The organism is Streptomyces sp. CoH27 (genome assembly GCF_020181035.1).
Classification (GTDB): domain Bacteria; phylum Actinomycetota; class Actinomycetes; order Streptomycetales; family Streptomycetaceae; genus Streptomyces; species Streptomyces camelliae.
In genome coordinates this window covers 139,101-155,351 of the sequence record NZ_JAIQYY010000015.1, presented here as the reverse complement: position 1 = coordinate 155,351, position 16,251 = coordinate 139,101, and the positions used below count along the sequence as shown (strand labels likewise).

The following is a 16,251-nucleotide window of genomic DNA, read 5'->3' as shown; positions in this document are numbered from 1 at the left end:
CCGGTGAGGGGAGGGGCCGTGTTCAACGCCTTCGAGGAACTGTTCGCGCCCGGCCGTAAACACACCCACGACGAGCAGAACCGCCTGGAGCTGACCCGGGAGGACGTCGGCGACGCCGACCCGGGGCGGGGGCCCATAGACCTCGCCTCGGGCAAGGTCGTCGTACGCCTGCCCGAGCGGCCGCCCGCCGAAGCGGAGACCACGGACGACGACTAGCCGACGACCGGACGACGACCAGCGGTGCCCCTCAGCTCACCCGCACCTCCAGCACCCGGTCGTCGCCCGGCCGGGGCCTGCCCCGGCCGTCGGTGTTGCTCGTCAGCAGCCAGAGCCTGTCGCCGCCGGCCCAGGCCACCGTGCGCAGCCGGCCGTACGTACCGGTGAGGAAGGCCTGTGGGGTGGCCGCCGCCTCCGTGCCCTTCAGCGGGATGCGCCACAGCCGCTGTCCCTTCAGGCCCGCCATCCAGATCACGCCGTTCACATAGGCGATGCCGCTGGGGGAGGCATCGGCGGTGTGCCACTGGGCGATCGGGTTCTGGTACGCGGGGTCGGAGGACCTGCCCTCGGCGGCCGGCCAGCCGTAGTCGCCGCCGGGCTTGATCGCGTTCAGCTCGTCCCAGGTGTCCTGCCCGAACTCCGAGGCGAACAGGCGCTGCCGGTCGTCCCAGGCCAGGCCCTGCACGTTCCGGTGGCCGTACGAGTACACCGGGGAGCCGGGGAAGGGGTTGCCCGGCGCCGGTTCGCCCTCCGGGGTCAGGCGCAGGATCTTGCCGCCGAGGGACTTCCTGTCCTGGGCCGGTCCGCGCTCGCCGCCCTCGCCGGTGCCCGCGTACAGCATGCCGTCCGGGCCGAAGGCGATCCGGCCGCCGTTGTGGACGGTGCCCTTGGGGATGCCCTTGAACACCGTGTCCGGAGCGCCCAGTTGCTCACCGGCCGGTTTCTTGTCGTCGTACAGCACGCGCACGATGCGGTTGTCGGAGACGGAGGTGAAGTAGGCGTAGATCATGTGGTCCGAGGCGAAACCGGGGGACAGGGCGATGCCCAGCAGACCACCCTCCCCGGCGGGGGACACCCCGGAGACGGCACCCAGCTCGGTCTTCCGGCCGGTCTTCTCGTCGACCCGGACGATCGTCCCGTCGTCGCGCGAGGAGACGAGCAGCCCCCCGTCGGGCAGCGGAGCCAGGCCCCAGGGCGTCTTCAGCCCCTCGGCCACGGTCCGCAGCACCTTCACCGAGCCCTTGGCCGGCGGGACCGGATCGGTGGCGGGCGCGGCGGCGGAGGGACCGGGCGCCGTACCGCCAGGCGCCGAAGCCCTGTCGCCCGGTGAGCCCGCGCTGCCCGCGGAGCATCCGGCCGTCAGCAGCAGGGCGGCGGCCGACAGGGCGGTCACAGCACGGTGGTGTCGCACGATCGATGTCCCTCCGGCCGACGACGCTTTCGGCCCCCTCAACCTCTCACAGCCCCGGTGCTCACGGGTCCCGATCCCGCACCCCGGCCCCCAGCGGACCCGCCCCTCACCGCCCCGCCGGCGTCACCACCCCTCAGTCCCACGACCCCTGTGCCCCCGGCAACCGGGACACCTCCGCCATGTCCTGGTCGGTGAGCCGTAGTCCGGGCGCGAGCGCGTTCTCCGTGGCCCAGCGTTCCTGTTTCGTGCCCGGCAGGGCGATCACATGGCGGCCCTGGGCGAGGACCCAGGCCAGGGCCACCTGGGCCGGGGTGACGTCGTCGCCGTGGCGGCGGGCGATGCGGCGCAGGCCCGCGACGATCGGCTGGTTGGCCGCCATCATCTCCGCGGTGAAGCGGGGGTGGCGGGCGCGCGGGTCGTCCGGTTCGAAGCCCTCGCCGGGCCGCAGCGTGCCGGTCAGGAAGCCGTTGCCCAGCGGCATCGCCGCGAGGAGACCCACCCCCCGCGCCTCGCACCACGGCAGCAGCCCGTCCAGCGCCTCCGGCGACCACACCGACAGCTCCGCCTGCACCGCAGCCACCGGGAACACCTGCTGCACCCGCCGCAACTGCTCCAGGGTCGTGTCGTGCAGTGCGCTCCCCGAGCGCCGGCCGGCCCGTGCCCCCACCGCGCACAGGCCGAGCGCCCGTACCTTGCCCGCCCGCACCAGCTCGGCCATCGCGCCCCAGGTCTCCTCGATGGGGACCTCGGGGTCGGCGCGGTGCAGCTGGTAGAGGTCGATCACGTCCGTCTGGAGACGGCGCAGCGAGGCGTCGCAGGCCCGTCTGACGTAGCCGGGGCGGCCGTTGGCCACGATGTGCTGCTCGCCCACCAGTAGACCCACCTTGGTGGAGACGAAAGCCTCCTCGCGGCGCTCCTTCAGCACCCGGCCCAGCAGCAGTTCGTTGGTGAACGGGCCGTACATGTCCGCCGTGTCCAGGAGCGTCGTGCCCAGGTCCAGCGCCTGGTGCACGCATCTCAGCGATTCCTCGCCCCGCTGCCGCGAGGTGCTGTAGGCCCAGCTCATCGGCATGCACCCGAGTCCGACGGCCCCCACCGCGAGTGCCCCCGCGCCGATCGTCCTGCGCTCCACCTGCTCGTGACCCTCCCTCTCCTGGTCCCCAACCTAACCTCTGCGCCCGCGCACCCCTGACCTAGGGCCTCCCCGGCGGGACCTGCCGAAGACGCGCGCCGATGAGTTGCCGTCGGCCCCCTTGGCCGGACCCGCCGGGCAGGCCCTAGCCTCCCTGGCATGACTGCAGACGTGTGGCTTCCCATCCCGCCGGAGGAGATCGAGGGGCTTCCCGAGGGGCCCCGGTACCTGTTCTGGGACGGCGGCGCGGACGGTGAGCAGGAGTATCCCGGCGATCCCGCGGACTGTGCCGTGTACGTCGTGCCGTACATGAAGCCGGTGTCCGTGCGGATCCGGCCGCTCCGGCACCTGACGCACGTGCGGCTCATCCAGACACTCACCGCGGGCGTCGACGACATCACCGCGCAGCTCGGTTCCATCGTGCCGGGCGTCGCGCTGTGCAACGCGCGCGGGGTGCACGAGACGAGCACCGCCGAACTCGCCCTCACCCTCACCCTCGCCGCCCTGCGAGGCATCCCCGACTTCGTCCGCGCCCAGCAACAGGAGCGCTGGGAGGGCGGATTCCGGCCCGCGCTCGCCGACAAGAACGTCCTCATCGTCGGGTACGGCCCCATCGGCGAGGCCATCGAGGACCGGCTCACGCCCTTCGAGGTCGCGCGAGTGGCGCGCATCGCGCGCTCGGAGCGCACTACGGCGCGCGGTCTTGTGCATCCGATCACCGATGTGCTCTCTCTGCTTCCGGAAGCCGATGTCGTCATCCTGTCCACTCCGCTCACTCGGGCCACACACCGTCTCGTCGACGCGGAGTTCCTCGCGCGGATGAAGGACGGGGCGCTGCTCGTCAACGTCGCCCGCGGGCCCGTCGTGGACACCGAGGCGCTGCTCGCCGAGCTGAAGAGCGGCCGGATCACCGCCGCCCTGGACGTCACCGACCCCGAGCCGCTGCCGCCCGGCCACCCCCTCTGGCAGGCGCCAGGTGTGCTGATCAGCCCCCATGTGGGCGGCCCGTCCTCGGCCTTCCTGCCCCGCGCCAGACGGCTGCTCGTGGATCAGCTGACCCGCTTCGTGAACCAGGAGCCGCTGCGCAACGTGATCCTGACGACGGACGCCGGCACGGCGGGCGAAGGCGGGCGCTGACCCTCGCCCGGCACCCTCCGCAACCTTCCGGACGCGGCCCGTGCCCGCATCGCCGCTGGTCGTCACGGAGCGTAGAGAAGCTATGTCCCTGAGTGACGATCCTGGTGTATCGTCCCGACAGGGGCGCGCCACTCACCTTTTCGGCGCCGGGGATGGACATTTCAGATTTGTGAGGGGGGCGACGGGCGATGCACGGCCTATGGGCGAACGATCCGACGCGGCGGAGCCGCCGACGGCGACCCTGGCGCACGGCCGCGCGCAGACGCGGTCATCACACCGGCCACCACAGCCACCACCAGCGCAAGCACAACGGCCGCAGGCGGCACGCGCATCCAGCGCACCGGGAGATGCGGGACGCGGGAGCGGCGCGGACCGGGAGGCCCCGGTGACGGCGCCGCTCTCTGTGACGACCGCGCTCGAAGAAGCGGTGCGCGCACCGCATCCGCAGCAGGCACCGCCGCCCCGTCGGCCGGCCGCCGGTGAGGGCGCGCGCGTGACGGAGCAACTCGTCCTCGCCCTGGTCTGCGCGGCCTACGCCGTCGGGGCCGCGTTCGACTGGGGTGCGCACGAAGTGGCGTTGATCATGGGCGACTTCGGGCTGAGCGCGGCGGCGGGCGCCGCCGCCGTCTCCTGCTTCCTGTACGGCCGCAGTCCACGCGTCCGCTTCCGGTCCGCCTGGCTGCTGTTCGCCCTGTCGTCGATGATGGCGTGCCTGGGCAACGGGGTCTGGGGGTGGTACGAGGTCGTCCTCGACCGTCCCGTGCCCACGCCCAGCTGCGCCGACCTGTTCTTCCTGTGCTTCGCGCCGCCCGCCATCGTGGGCCTGCTGGTGCTGGCGAAACGGCCGGTGACCAAGGCCGGCTGGATCTGCCTGGGGCTGGACGCCTGGCTGATCGGCGGCTCGCTGCTGACCCTGTCGTGGAGCCTCGCGCTCGCCCAGGCGGCCCGCTTCGACGGACCGAGCGTGGCGCACACCGCGCTGTCGCTGGCCTACCCGCTGTTCGACATCGCGCTGGTCAGCATGGTGCTCGCGCTGCACTTCCGGCGCGCCCCGGGCAGCCGTACGGCGGTGAACACCGCGATCGGCGCGCTCGGACTGACCGTGATGTGCGACGCGCTGTTCACCTCCCCGCTGCTGCACAACAGCTACCGCTCAGGACAGCTGCTGGACGCCGGCTGGTTCGCCGGTTCGCTGCTGCTCGCCTACGCTCCCTGGGCCGCCCCCCGCCGCAGAGGGGCGCAGGAGGCGCACGTACCGGACAGGCACACGCGCGTCGTTCACGAGCACGTGCCCGGACAGCCCGGTCAGCGCGGTACGGGCCACCACCCCATGCCCGCGCCCGCCCCGGGCGGCGACCACAGCCGCTATCCGGCCGACCGTCCGCTCACCGGTTCCCTCGCCGCGCTCACCCCTTACCTCGCCGCCGCCGTGTGCACCCTGGGCATCCTGTACAACGTCCTCGACGGCCGCCGGCCCGACCACGTCGTGCTGATCACGGCGGGCATGGTCGTGCTCGCGCTCGTGATCCGGCAGGGCATCATGCTGCTGGACAACATCACCCTCACCCAGGAACTGGCGCAGCAGGAGAACCACTTCCGCTCCCTGGTCCAGGGTTCCAGCGACGTCATCATGATCGCCGCACCCAACGGCACCCTCCGGTACGTCTCCCCGGCCGCCGCCGGGGTCTACGGCCGGCCCGCCGAGGAGCTGGTGGGCACCGAGCTGGCCGCCCTCATCCACCCCGAGGACCTGGGCTGCGTGGTGCACGAGGTACGGCGCTTCCTGGTCGCCAGCCCGCTGCAGGAGCCCACCACCCGCATCGAGTGCCGCTTCCGCTCCGGCGACGGCGGCTGGCTCAACGTCGAGTCGACGGTCAACCGCCACCACGGCGGGCTGATCTTCAACAGCCGGGACGTGACCGAGCGCGTCCGCCTGCAGGCACAGCTGCAGCACAACGCCGAGCACGACCCGCTGACCGACCTGCCCAACCGCGCGCTGTTCACCCGGCGTGTCCAGCAGGCCCTGTCCGGCCGCCGCGCCACCGACCGGGGCACCGCCCTGCGCAACACGGCGGTGCTCTTCATCGACCTGGACGGCTTCAAGGCCGTCAACGACACGATCGGGCACCAGGCCGGGGACGAGCTGCTCGTCCAGGCCGCCCGCAGACTCCAGGACGCCGTACGGCAGGGGGACACCGCCTCCCGGCTCGGCGGCGACGAGTTCGCGGCCCTGATCGTCGGGGACGGCACCCGTGACCGTGCCGCCCGGGAGCGGAACATCCTGGAGCTCGCCGACCGCCTCAGGATGACCCTCTCCCAGCCCTACGCCATCGACGGCAACGACGTCCGGGTCAACGCGTCCATCGGCGTCGCTTTCGCCGAACCGGGCCTCGGCGCGGGCGAGTTGCTGCGCAACGCCGACCTGGCGATGTACCGCGCGAAGGCGGCCGGAAAGGGCCGCGTCGAGCTGTACAAACCACAGATGCAGCAGGACGTCGTACGCAAGGCGGAGCTGGCCACGCGGCTGCGTGCCGCGCTGCACGACGGCGAGTTCGCGCTGCTGCACCAGCCGGTGGTGTGCCTGGAGAACGGCCGGATCACCGCGGTCTCCGCACAGGCACGCTGGCGCTCCTCGCAGGGGGTGCTGTTCACCCCGGCGGAGTTCCTGCGGGTGACCGAGGACGGCGACAAGGCCGCCGAGCTGGACCGCTGGATCCTGGAGGAGGCCGTCGAGCAGGCCGCCGAGCGGGCCGCGACCGGGCTCGTCGTGCCGGTGGCCGTCCGGATCAGCGCCCGGCGGCTGCTGGACCGCTCCATGCCGCTCGGCCCGGTGGAGGCACTGCTGACCCGGCACGGGCTGCCGCCCGGCGCCCTGGTGCTGGAGCTGTCCGACACCGATCCGCGGGTCTCCCTGGACGAGCTGGAGCGCAGACTGACCGCGCTCAGCCGGCTCGGGGTGCGGATCGCGCTGGACGGCTTCGGCAGCGGCTACGCGGCCATCACGGCCCTGCGCAGGCTCCCGGTGGACATCCTCAAGCTCGACCGCAGCCTGGTCGAGGGCGTCGTGGAGTCCGCGCGGCTGCACAAGATCACCAGCGGTCTGCTGCGGATCGCCGGGGACCTCGGACTGCAGTCCGTGGCCGAGGGCGTGGACCTGCCGGAGCAGGTGGTCGCGCTGCGCGCGATGGGCTGCACCCACGGGCAGGGCATGGCGTTCACCGGTCCCGTGGACGAGTACCGGCTGCGCCGGGCGCTCGGATCCGGCCACTACCCCGTGCCGCATCCACCGGCGGAACCGGCGTTCGCGGGCAGTGTGCGCGAGCCGCACCGGCCGGTGCGGCCCGGCGGCGAGCGAGCCATGGAGGAGAGGGGCGCGGGGGTGTAGACAGGGAGTGTCCCCGCTGTCCGCCGCAGGGCAGCAGGGTCCCTGTCTCCGGAGGCGACCGTGCCCATCGCTCACATGCTGAGACTCCCGTCCCACCCACTTGACACGTGGTGTGCGCCGGGGAGAGGGTCAGTGCCATGCGCACCCGAATTCTCGTACTTGGCAAGCGCGTCGGCTGAGCTGGGACCCACCGGAGGACGATCCGGAATCCCCAGCGACCACACCGGCGCGCTCCCCTCGCTTGCCTTTCGGCACGAGGGGTTTTTTGTTGCACGAGCACCGATCGTGCAGCGCTTGAACTCCGCACAAACCTCGCAAAAACCCTCAGCATCGAGAAGAGAATGCCGATGACCGAGCAGGCCACCGGGGCCCATCCGCAGCCGCGGCCCCGATCCGGAGGACAGCAGTCCGCCCCCGTCGAGCACGTCACGGGTGCGCAGTCCCTCATCCGCTCCCTTGAGGAGGTCGGCGCGGACACGGTATTCGGCATTCCCGGCGGCGCGATCCTGCCGGCGTACGACCCGCTGATGGACTCGACGCGGGTGCGCCACGTCCTGGTCCGCCACGAGCAGGGCGCCGGCCACGCGGCCACCGGCTACGCGCAGGCCACCGGCAAGGTCGGTGTCTGCATGGCCACCTCCGGGCCGGGCGCCACCAACCTGGTCACGCCGATCGCCGACGCCCACATGGACTCCGTGCCGCTGGTCGCGATCACCGGCCAGGTCGCCTCGAAGTCGATCGGCACCGACGCCTTCCAGGAGGCGGACATCGTCGGCATCACCATGCCGATCACCAAGCACAACTTCCTCGTCACCAAGGCCGAGGACATCCCCCGGGTCATCGCGCAGGCGTTCCACATCGCCTCCACCGGCCGCCCGGGCCCGGTTCTGGTCGACATCGCCAAGGACGCCCTCCAGGCGAAGACCACCTTCTCCTGGCCGCCCACCATGGACCTGCCCGGCTACCGCCCGGTGACCAAGCCGCACGCCAAGCAGATCCGCGAGGCCGCCAAGCTGATCACCTCCGCCCGGCGGCCCGTCCTCTACGTCGGCGGCGGCGTCATCAAGGCGCAGGCCACCGCCGAGCTGAAGGTCCTCGCTGAACTCACCGGAGCGCCCGTCACCACCACCCTGATGGCGCTCGGCGCGTTCCCCGACAGCCACCCGCTGCACGTGGGAATGCCGGGCATGCACGGTGCGGTCACCGCCGTCACCGCGCTGCAGAAGGCCGACCTGATCGTCGCCCTCGGCGCCCGCTTCGACGACCGCGTCACCGGCAAGCTGGACAGCTTCGCCCCGTACGCCAAGATCGTCCACGCCGACATCGACCCCGCCGAGATCGGCAAGAACCGCGCCGCCGACGTGCCGATCGTCGGGGACGCCCGCGAGGTCATCGCCGACCTGGTCCAGGCCGTGCAGAAGGAGCACAGCGAGGGCCACAAGGGCGACTACACCGCCTGGTGGAGCGACCTCAACCGCTGGCGCGACACCTACCCGCTCGGCTACGACCAGCCCGAGGACGGCTCGCTCTCCCCGCAAGCGGTCATCGAGCGCATCGGACAGCTCGCGCCCGAGGGCACGATCTTCGCCGCGGGCGTCGGCCAGCACCAGATGTGGTCCGCGCACTTCATCCAGTACGAGAAGCCCGCCACCTGGCTGAACTCCGGCGGCGCCGGAACCATGGGCTACGCGGTCCCGGCCGCCATGGGCGCCAAGGCCGGACAGCCGGACCGCACGGTCTGGGCGATCGACGGCGACGGCTGCTTCCAGATGACCAACCAGGAACTGACCACCTGCGCCCTGAACAACATCCCGATCAAGGTCGCCATCATCAACAACGGCGCCCTCGGCATGGTCCGCCAGTGGCAGACCCTGTTCTACAACCAGCGCTACTCCAACACCGTCCTGCACAGCGGCCCCGACGACATCAACCCGGAGGCCCGGGGCACCCGCGTGCCGGACTTCGTGAAGCTGTCCGAGGCGATGGGCTGCGTGGGCCTGCGCTGCGAGCGCCCCGAGGACCTGGACAAGGTCATCGAGGAGGCGAACTCCATCAACGACCGCCCGGTCGTCATCGACTTCATCGTCCACGAGGACGCGATGGTCTGGCCGATGGTCGCCGCCGGCACCTCCAACGACGAGATCATGGCCGCCCGGGACGTCCGCCCCGACTTCGGCGACAACGAAGACGACTGAGCGAGAGAGACGTAAAAAGACCATGTCCAAGCACACGCTCTCCGTCCTGGTGGAGAACACCCCGGGCATCCTGGCCCGGATCGCCGCCCTGTTCTCCCGCCGCGGCTTCAACATCGACTCGCTCGCGGTCGGTGTCACCGAGCACCCCGACATCTCCCGCATCACCATCGTGGTGGGCGTCGAGGACCTGCCGCTGGAGCAGGTCACCAAGCAGCTCAACAAGCTCGTCAACGTGCTGAAGATCGTCGAACTGGAACCCGGTCAGGCCGTTCAGCGCGAACTCGTTCTGGTGAAGGTGCGCGCCGACAACGAGACCCGCTCCCAGATCGTGGAGATCGTCCAGCTGTTCCGCGCCAAGACGGTCGACGTCTCCCCGGAGGCCGTGACCATCGAAGCCACCGGATCCAGCGAGAAGCTGTCCGCCATGCTCAAGATGCTGGAGCCGTTCGGCATCAAGGAGCTGGTCCAGTCCGGCACGATCGCGATCGGCCGTGGCGCCCGTTCGATCACGGACCGCTCGCTGCGCGCTCTGGACCGATCCGCGTAAAGCTGAAGTACGGCTGAAAACGGGCGGTCGGCGCGTCGTCGCCCGCCCGTATGCCGAGACCCCGAAACTTCCTTCCCACCCACCGTCATACGGTGGGACGCACAACCTGCACACCAAGGAGAGAACCCAAAGTGGCCGAGCTGTTCTACGACGCTGACGCCGACCTGTCCATCATCCAGGGCCGCAAGGTCGCGGTCATCGGCTACGGCAGCCAGGGCCACGCCCACGCGCTGTCGCTGCGTGACTCCGGTGTCGACGTCCGCGTCGGTCTGCACGAGGGCTCCAAGTCCAAGGCCAAGGCCGAGGAGCAGGGCCTGCGCGTGGTGACGCCGTCGGAGGCCGCCGCCGAGGCCGACGTCATCATGATCCTCGTCCCGGACCCGATCCAGGCCCAGGTCTACGAGGAGTCCATCGCCCCGAACCTGAAGGACGGCGACGCGCTGTTCTTCGGGCATGGCTTCAACATCCGCTTCGGCTTCATCAAGCCCCCGGCCGGCGTGGACGTCTGCATGGTCGCCCCGAAGGGCCCGGGTCACCTGGTGCGCCGTCAGTACGAGGAGGGCCGCGGCGTTCCGTGCATCGCGGCCGTCGAGCAGGACGCCTCCGGCAACGCCTTCGCGCTGGCCCTGTCGTACGCCAAGGGCATCGGCGGCACCCGCGCCGGCGTCATCAAGACGACCTTCACCGAGGAGACCGAGACCGACCTGTTCGGTGAGCAGGCCGTCCTGTGCGGTGGTACGGCGGCGCTGGTCAAGGCGGGCTTCGAGACCCTGACCGAGGCCGGTTACCAGCCGGAGATCGCCTACTTCGAGTGCCTGCACGAGCTGAAGCTGATCGTGGACCTCATGTACGAGGGCGGCCTGGAGAAGATGCGCTGGTCGATCTCCGAGACCGCCGAGTGGGGCGACTACGTCACCGGCCCGCGGATCATCACGGACGCCACCAAGGCCGAGATGAAGAAGGTCCTCGCCGAGATCCAGGACGGCACGTTCGCCCAGAACTGGATGGACGAGTACCACGGCGGTCTGAAGAAGTACAACGAGTACAAGCAGCAGGACTCCGAGCACCTGCTGGAGACCACCGGCAAGCAGCTGCGCAAGCTGATGAGCTGGGTGAACGAGGAGGCGTAAGCCTCACGTCAGGGGGTCGGGGCAGGCTGCTCCGGCCCCCTGCGTCCATCTGTTGTCCACCCCGTCCAGCCCCGGACGGGTGATCCTTCCGCAGAGGCGCAGGACGACCCCCGTCACGCCACTACACTGCCGTACTACATACGCGTCAGGCCCACAGCGTCGTGCGTCTTCCGCGGCTAGCCCCCTCCTCCGCCTGCGGCCGTCGGGACGGCCGTCCGCATGCTTTGGACTAGTGAGGACCTCACGTGAGCTCGAAACCTGTCGTACTCATCGCTGAAGAGCTGTCGCCCGCGACCGTGGACGCACTCGGTCCGGACTTCGAGATCCGGCACACCAACGGAGCCGACCGAGCCGAACTGCTCCCCGCCATCGCCGACGTCGACGCGATCCTGATCCGTTCCGCGACCAAGGTCGACGCCGAGGCCATCGCCGCCGCGAAGAAGCTCAAGGTCGTCGCCCGCGCCGGCGTCGGCCTGGACAACGTCGACGTCTCCGCCGCCACCAAGGCCGGCGTGATGGTCGTCAACGCCCCGACCTCCAACATCGTGACCGCCGCCGAGCTGGCCTGCGGTCTGATCCTCGCCACCGCCCGCAACATCCCGCAGGCCAACGCCGCGCTGAAGAACGGCGAGTGGAAGCGCAGCAAGTACACGGGTGTCGAGCTCGCGGAGAAGACCCTCGGTGTCGTCGGCCTCGGCCGCATCGGCGCCCTGGTCGCGCAGCGCATGTCCGCCTTCGGCATGAAGGTCGTCGCCTACGACCCCTACGTCCAGCCCGCGCGGGCCGCGCAGATGGGCGTGAAGGTCCTCTCCCTGGACGAGCTCCTCGAAGTCTCCGACTTCATCACCGTCCACCTGCCGAAGACCCCCGAGACCCTCGGCCTCATCGGCGACGAGGCGCTGCGCAAGGTCAAGCCGAACGTGCGCATCGTCAACGCCGCGCGCGGCGGCATCGTCGACGAGGCGGCGCTGTACGCGGCGCTGAAGGAGGGCCGGGTCGCCGGCGCCGGCCTCGACGTGTACGCCAAGGAGCCCTGCACCGACTCCCCGCTGTTCGAGCTGGACCAGGTCGTGTGCACCCCGCACCTCGGCGCCTCCACCGACGAGGCCCAGGAGAAGGCGGGCATCGCGGTCGCCAGGTCCGTGCGCCTCGCCCTCGCCGGTGAGCTGGTCCCGGACGCGGTGAACGTCCAGGGCGGTGTCATCGCCGAGGACGTCAAGCCCGGTCTGCCGCTCGCCGAGCGCCTCGGCCGCATCTTCACCGCGCTCGCCGGCGAGGTGGCCCACCGCCTCGACGTCGAGGTCTACGGCGAGATCACCCAGCACGACGTGAAGGTGCTGGAGCTGTCCGCGCTCAAGGGCGTCTTCGAGGACGTCGTCGCCGAGACGGTGTCGTACGTCAACGCCCCGCTGTTCGCGCAGGAGCGCGGTGTCGAGGTCCGGCTGACCACCAGCTCCGAGTCGAGCGACCACCGCAACGTCGTCACCGTGCGCGGCACGCTGGCGAGCGGCGAGGAGGTCTCGGTCTCCGGCACGCTGGCCGGTCCGAAGCACCTGCAGAAGATCGTCGCCGTCGGCGAGTACGACGTCGACCTCGCGCTCGCCGACCACATGGTCGTCCTGCGCTACGAGGACCGTCCCGGTGTCGTCGGCACCGTCGGCCGCATCCTCGGCGAGGCGGGCATCAACATCGCCGGTATGCAGGTCGCGCGTGCGGCGGCGGGCGGCGAGGCGCTGGCCGTCCTGACGGTCGACGACACGGTGGCCGCCGGTGTGCTGGCCGAGGTCGCCGCGGAGATCGGGGCCACGTCCGCCCGCTCGGTGAACCTCGCCTGAGACTGAGACGTACGTCCTGAAGCGCCGGACGGGCTGATTCTCATCAGCCCGTCCGGCGCTTGTCGTTGCCCTGCTTCTCCGCCCTACTTCTCCCTGACCTCGATCCTCCGCAGCGACACCGCCGCCCCCACCGCCGCCAGCACCAGAAGCACCACCCCGGCGATCGCGGCGCCCCGCATACCGTCGGTGAAGGCCTCCCGGGCCGTGGCGAGGAGGGACTCGCCGGCCCGGCCGGGCAGGTGGGCGGCCGTGGCGAGGGCGCCGCCCAGGGTCTCGCGGGCCTCGGCGGGGGCCGTGGCCGGCATCTGGTGGCGGTAGACCGCCGTACCGATGGAGCCGAGCACCGCCATGCCGAGCGCGCCGCCGAACTCGGTGCCGGTCTCCAGCAGCGAGGACGCCGTGCCCGCCCGCTCCACCGGGGCGCTGCTCATGGCCAGGTCCACCAGCTGGGACGAGATCGCGACCATCCCGCAGGCGAGCACGCCGGCCCCGGCCAGCACCAGCCACAGCGAGTCGGTGCCGAGGAGGGTGAGCATCGCGTAACCGGCCGCCATGGCGCCGAAGCCGCCGGCGACGACGTACCCCCGGTTGACGCCCCGCTGGACGAGCGCTGCGGTGATCGGACCGGCGAAGCCGATGAACACCGAGGGCAGCAGGCTCCACAGGGCCGCCGACAGCGGGCTGAAGCCGAGGACCGACTGCAGGTACTGCGTGGTGAAGATGGCCGAGCCCATCATCGCGAGGGCGGCGACGAGGTTCAGCACCAGGGCCGGGGTGAAGCCGTGGCCCTTGAGCAGGGCCGGCGGGATGAGCGGGGAGGCCGCGGTGCGCTGGCGGTGCACGAACAGGGCCGTGAAGAGCAGGCCGACGGCGATCGAGACGACGTAGAGCGGGTGCCAGCCCTCGGACGGGATCTCCTTCAGGCCGTAGATCACGGGGAGCACGGCGGCCATCGACAGCGGGACGCTCGGCCAGTCGAAGCGGCCCGGGTTCGGGTCCCTGGACTCCGGCAGCAGCACCGGGCCGAGGACCAGCAGCAGCGCCATCGCGGGCAGGTTGACCAGGAAGACCGAGCCCCACCAGAAGTGCTCGACGAGGATGCCGCTCATCACCGAGCCGAGCGCGATACCGCCGGTCATCACGCCGGACCACAGACCGATCGCCTTCGCCCGCTGGGCGGGGTCGGTGAACATCGTGCGCAGCAGCGCCATCGTGGACGGCATCAGGGTCGCGCCGCCGACGCCGAGGATCGCGCGGGCCGCGATCAGGGTCCCGGCACTGCCGGCGTAGGCCGCGAGGAGCGAGGCTCCGCCGAAGGCGAGGGCGCCCGTGAGGAGCAGCTTGCGGCGGCCGATGCGGTCGCCGAGGGAGCCCATCGTCATCAGCAGGCCGGCCAGGACGAAGGCGTAGATGTCGTAGATCCACAGCTGCTGGGTGCCGCTCGGGTGCAGGTCGGCGCTGATCGCGGGGGTCGCGAAGTACAGGACGGAGACGTCCATCGAGACCAGCAGCAGCGGCAGCATCAGCACGCCGAGAGCGGTCCACTCACGGCGTCCGGCGCGGGCGCCCTCGGCGCCGGCGGTGGGGGTGGTGCCCGTCAGGTTCGTCATGCCGAGAAATATACGAGCGTCTTAAACGCTTGTCTAGAACGGATGTATAGGTCATGCGTATAGGACGGTTGTATGGATCGGGGTAGGGTGAGGCGCATGGGACACCGTGAGGATCTGCTCGAAGGCGCCAAGCGCTGCCTGCTGGAGAAGGGGTTCGCGCGCACCACCGCGCGCGACATCGTCAAGGCCTCGGGGACCAACCTGGCCTCGATCGGCTACCACTACGGCTCGAAGGACGCGCTTCTCGCGCAGGCCTACATCGGGCTGGTGGAGAATCTGTCCGACGCCTTCGACGGCGCCGACGGCACCGTGATCGAGGGCGCGCCCGGTTCGCTGGAGCGCTTCCGGCACGTGTGGTCGAACATCGTCGGCACCATGCGGGAGCCGAACTCGATGTGGCGCCTGAGCATGGAGGTCATGACCATCGACATGCCCGAGGTGCGCGACCATCTGGCCCGCGCCCAGCGCGAGGGCGGGCGCGGGCTCGTGTCCCTCCTCCAGGGTGTGCCGGAGGAGGAGGTGTCCGACGAGACGGCCGACACCCTCGGCCGCTTCTACATGACCCTGATGACCGGGCTCATCGCGCAGTGGACGTTCGACGCCAGGACCGCACCCGACGGGGACGCGCTCACGGAGGGACTACGGCAGATCGTCGAGGCGGCCGGGAAGAGCTGATCCCGCCGGCCGGCCCAGCCGGTCCCGCACCGCCGGGGCCAGCGCGCCCAGCATCAGCAGCGCGGTCAGCAGGAACGCCCACGCGTATCCCGTGTGCCCCGCGACGAGGCCGAAGCCGGCGGCGCCCACGCCCATACCGCCGTCGTAGGCGAGGTTCCAGAGCGCGGAGACCGTGCCGTACGAGGCGCGGGAGACGCGGCTGTACATGAGCGCGAGGGTCGCGTTCTGGGCGGTGCCGAAACCGGTTCCGAAGACCACCGCCCCCACGAGCACGGCGACCGGACCGGACACCGCCGCCATGACCGCCATCCCGGCGGCCGACAGCAGCAGCCCCGGCACGACCAGCCGCCCGGAGCCGTGCCGGTCGCCGTACCGCCCCGCCGCCCAGCGGGCCGCTGTCGCGGTGGCGCTCTGCACCAGCAGCGCCGCCGTCGCCACACCGGCCGGCGCGCGCTCCACGGCCAGCGGCAGGAACGTGACCAGGATCCCGGCGGCGAGCGCGGTGGTGGCGAAGACCTGCGCGGGACGCCGCAGCCCGGCGAGGCGCACGGCCCCCGCCGTGCCGAGGGACTTCGGGCCGGCGCCCGGCGTCCGTGGGCCCTCCCGCAGCCCCGGCACGGAGGGGATGGCCGCCAGTGCCGCCACGCCCGCGGCCACGGTGACCGGCCCGTACCCGACGTTCCCGGCCAGCCACACGCCCAGCGGCAGGGCGACCAGCGACGGAACGCCCCCGACCAGGCCGACGAGGGCGAGCCCCTCACCCCGGCGCTGCGCCGGGATCAGCGCGGCGGTCAGGGCGCCGCCCGCGACGAGCGTGAGCGCGAACCCCAGACCGCGCACCAGGCACACCGCCACGGTCCAGCCCAGTCCGCCGGAGACGGGCAGTGCCGCTGCGGGCGCGCCCAGCAGGAGCAGCCCGGCCGTCAGCGGCCCCCGGTTGCCCCACCGGGCCACGATCCAGGGCCCGGCCAGCTCGCCGAGCACCGTGGACAGCATCAGCGCGCCGGTGACGAGGCCCGCCCCGCCGCGGCCGGCGTGCGCCGGTACCGCCGACAGCAGCAGGAAGAAGCTCACCGTGGCGCCGACCATGCTCACGAACCGCAGCAGCAGGGGACGGGTCAGCAGCGGGGGCCGCTCGGCCGAAGCCGCCGCCTGGGAAAGGGAGTTCGTCATGCGGCCGACGCTAGGCGGCGACCG

General features: G+C 71.5%; 11 protein-coding genes and 1 pseudogene. 8 read left to right on the top strand and 4 right to left on the bottom strand.

From position 1 onward, the window contains the following. Positions 1-18: 18 nt before the first annotated feature. Positions 19-216, top strand: a complete 198-nt coding sequence (locus tag LE548_RS25955) for a DUF6191 domain-containing protein (RefSeq protein ID WP_225099359.1) — start codon at positions 19-21, stop codon at positions 214-216. 31 nt (positions 217-247) lie between these two features. Here the strand turns inward: LE548_RS25955 and LE548_RS25950 are convergent, their stop codons facing one another. Both LE548_RS25950 and LE548_RS25945 read right to left on the bottom strand, forming a co-directional pair. Further along, complete coding sequence (locus tag LE548_RS25950; protein ID WP_225099358.1) at positions 248-1,390, bottom strand: sorbosone dehydrogenase family protein; 1,143 nt, start codon at positions 1,388-1,390, stop codon at positions 248-250. 151 nt (positions 1,391-1,541) lie between these two features. Next, positions 1,542-2,540, bottom strand: a complete 999-nt coding sequence (locus LE548_RS25945; protein ID WP_225099357.1) for an aldo/keto reductase — start codon at positions 2,538-2,540, stop codon at positions 1,542-1,544. 159 nt (positions 2,541-2,699) lie between these two features. Between LE548_RS25945 and LE548_RS25940 the strand changes: the two genes are divergently transcribed. The 6 genes and pseudogenes from LE548_RS25940 to serA all read left to right on the top strand — a co-directional run bounded on the left by LE548_RS25940 (position 2,700) and on the right by serA (position 12,769). Further along, a complete protein-coding gene (locus LE548_RS25940; protein WP_225099356.1) occupies positions 2,700-3,677 on the top strand; it encodes a 2-hydroxyacid dehydrogenase in 978 nt (325 codons plus the stop codon). A gap of 385 nt (positions 3,678-4,062) precedes the next feature. After that, positions 4,063-7,166: pseudogene (locus LE548_RS25935) on the top strand (putative bifunctional diguanylate cyclase/phosphodiesterase). Between the two features lie 243 nt (positions 7,167-7,409). Beyond that, positions 7,410-9,257, top strand: coding sequence for an acetolactate synthase large subunit (locus LE548_RS25930; protein WP_225099354.1), 1,848 nt, complete (start codon positions 7,410-7,412; stop codon positions 9,255-9,257). Positions 9,258-9,279: 22 nt separating this feature from the next. Continuing rightward, a complete protein-coding gene (ilvN, locus tag LE548_RS25925) occupies positions 9,280-9,804 on the top strand; it encodes an acetolactate synthase small subunit (RefSeq protein ID WP_055708145.1) in 525 nt (174 codons plus the stop codon). A gap of 131 nt (positions 9,805-9,935) precedes the next feature. After that, complete coding sequence (gene ilvC / locus LE548_RS25920) at positions 9,936-10,934, top strand: ketol-acid reductoisomerase (protein WP_225099353.1); 999 nt, start codon at positions 9,936-9,938, stop codon at positions 10,932-10,934. A gap of 245 nt (positions 10,935-11,179) precedes the next feature. Then, positions 11,180-12,769 (top strand): phosphoglycerate dehydrogenase, encoded by a 1,590-nt coding sequence (gene serA, locus LE548_RS25915; protein WP_225099352.1) that lies wholly within the window; start codon positions 11,180-11,182, stop codon positions 12,767-12,769. Positions 12,770-12,852: 83 nt separating this feature from the next. Here serA and LE548_RS25910 read toward each other — a convergent pair whose 3' ends face one another. Then, the gene (locus tag LE548_RS25910; RefSeq protein ID WP_225099351.1) at positions 12,853-14,379 is read right to left on the bottom strand and encodes an MFS transporter; all 1,527 of its coding nucleotides are present in this window, start codon (positions 14,377-14,379) and stop codon (positions 12,853-12,855) included. Between the two features lie 96 nt (positions 14,380-14,475). Here LE548_RS25910 and LE548_RS25905 point away from each other — a divergent pair, with 96 nt between their 5' ends. Next, positions 14,476-15,054: a TetR/AcrR family transcriptional regulator gene (locus tag LE548_RS25905; protein ID WP_225099350.1), complete on the top strand. Its 579-nt coding sequence runs from the start codon at positions 14,476-14,478 to the stop codon at positions 15,052-15,054. On the opposite strand, the gene LE548_RS25900 is transcribed toward LE548_RS25905, so the two are convergent. Then, positions 15,019-16,227, bottom strand: coding sequence for an MFS transporter (locus tag LE548_RS25900; RefSeq protein ID WP_225099349.1), 1,209 nt, complete (start codon positions 16,225-16,227; stop codon positions 15,019-15,021). The two genes, LE548_RS25905 and LE548_RS25900, sit on opposite strands and share 36 nt — an antisense overlap. Positions 16,228-16,251 lie beyond the last annotated feature (24 nt).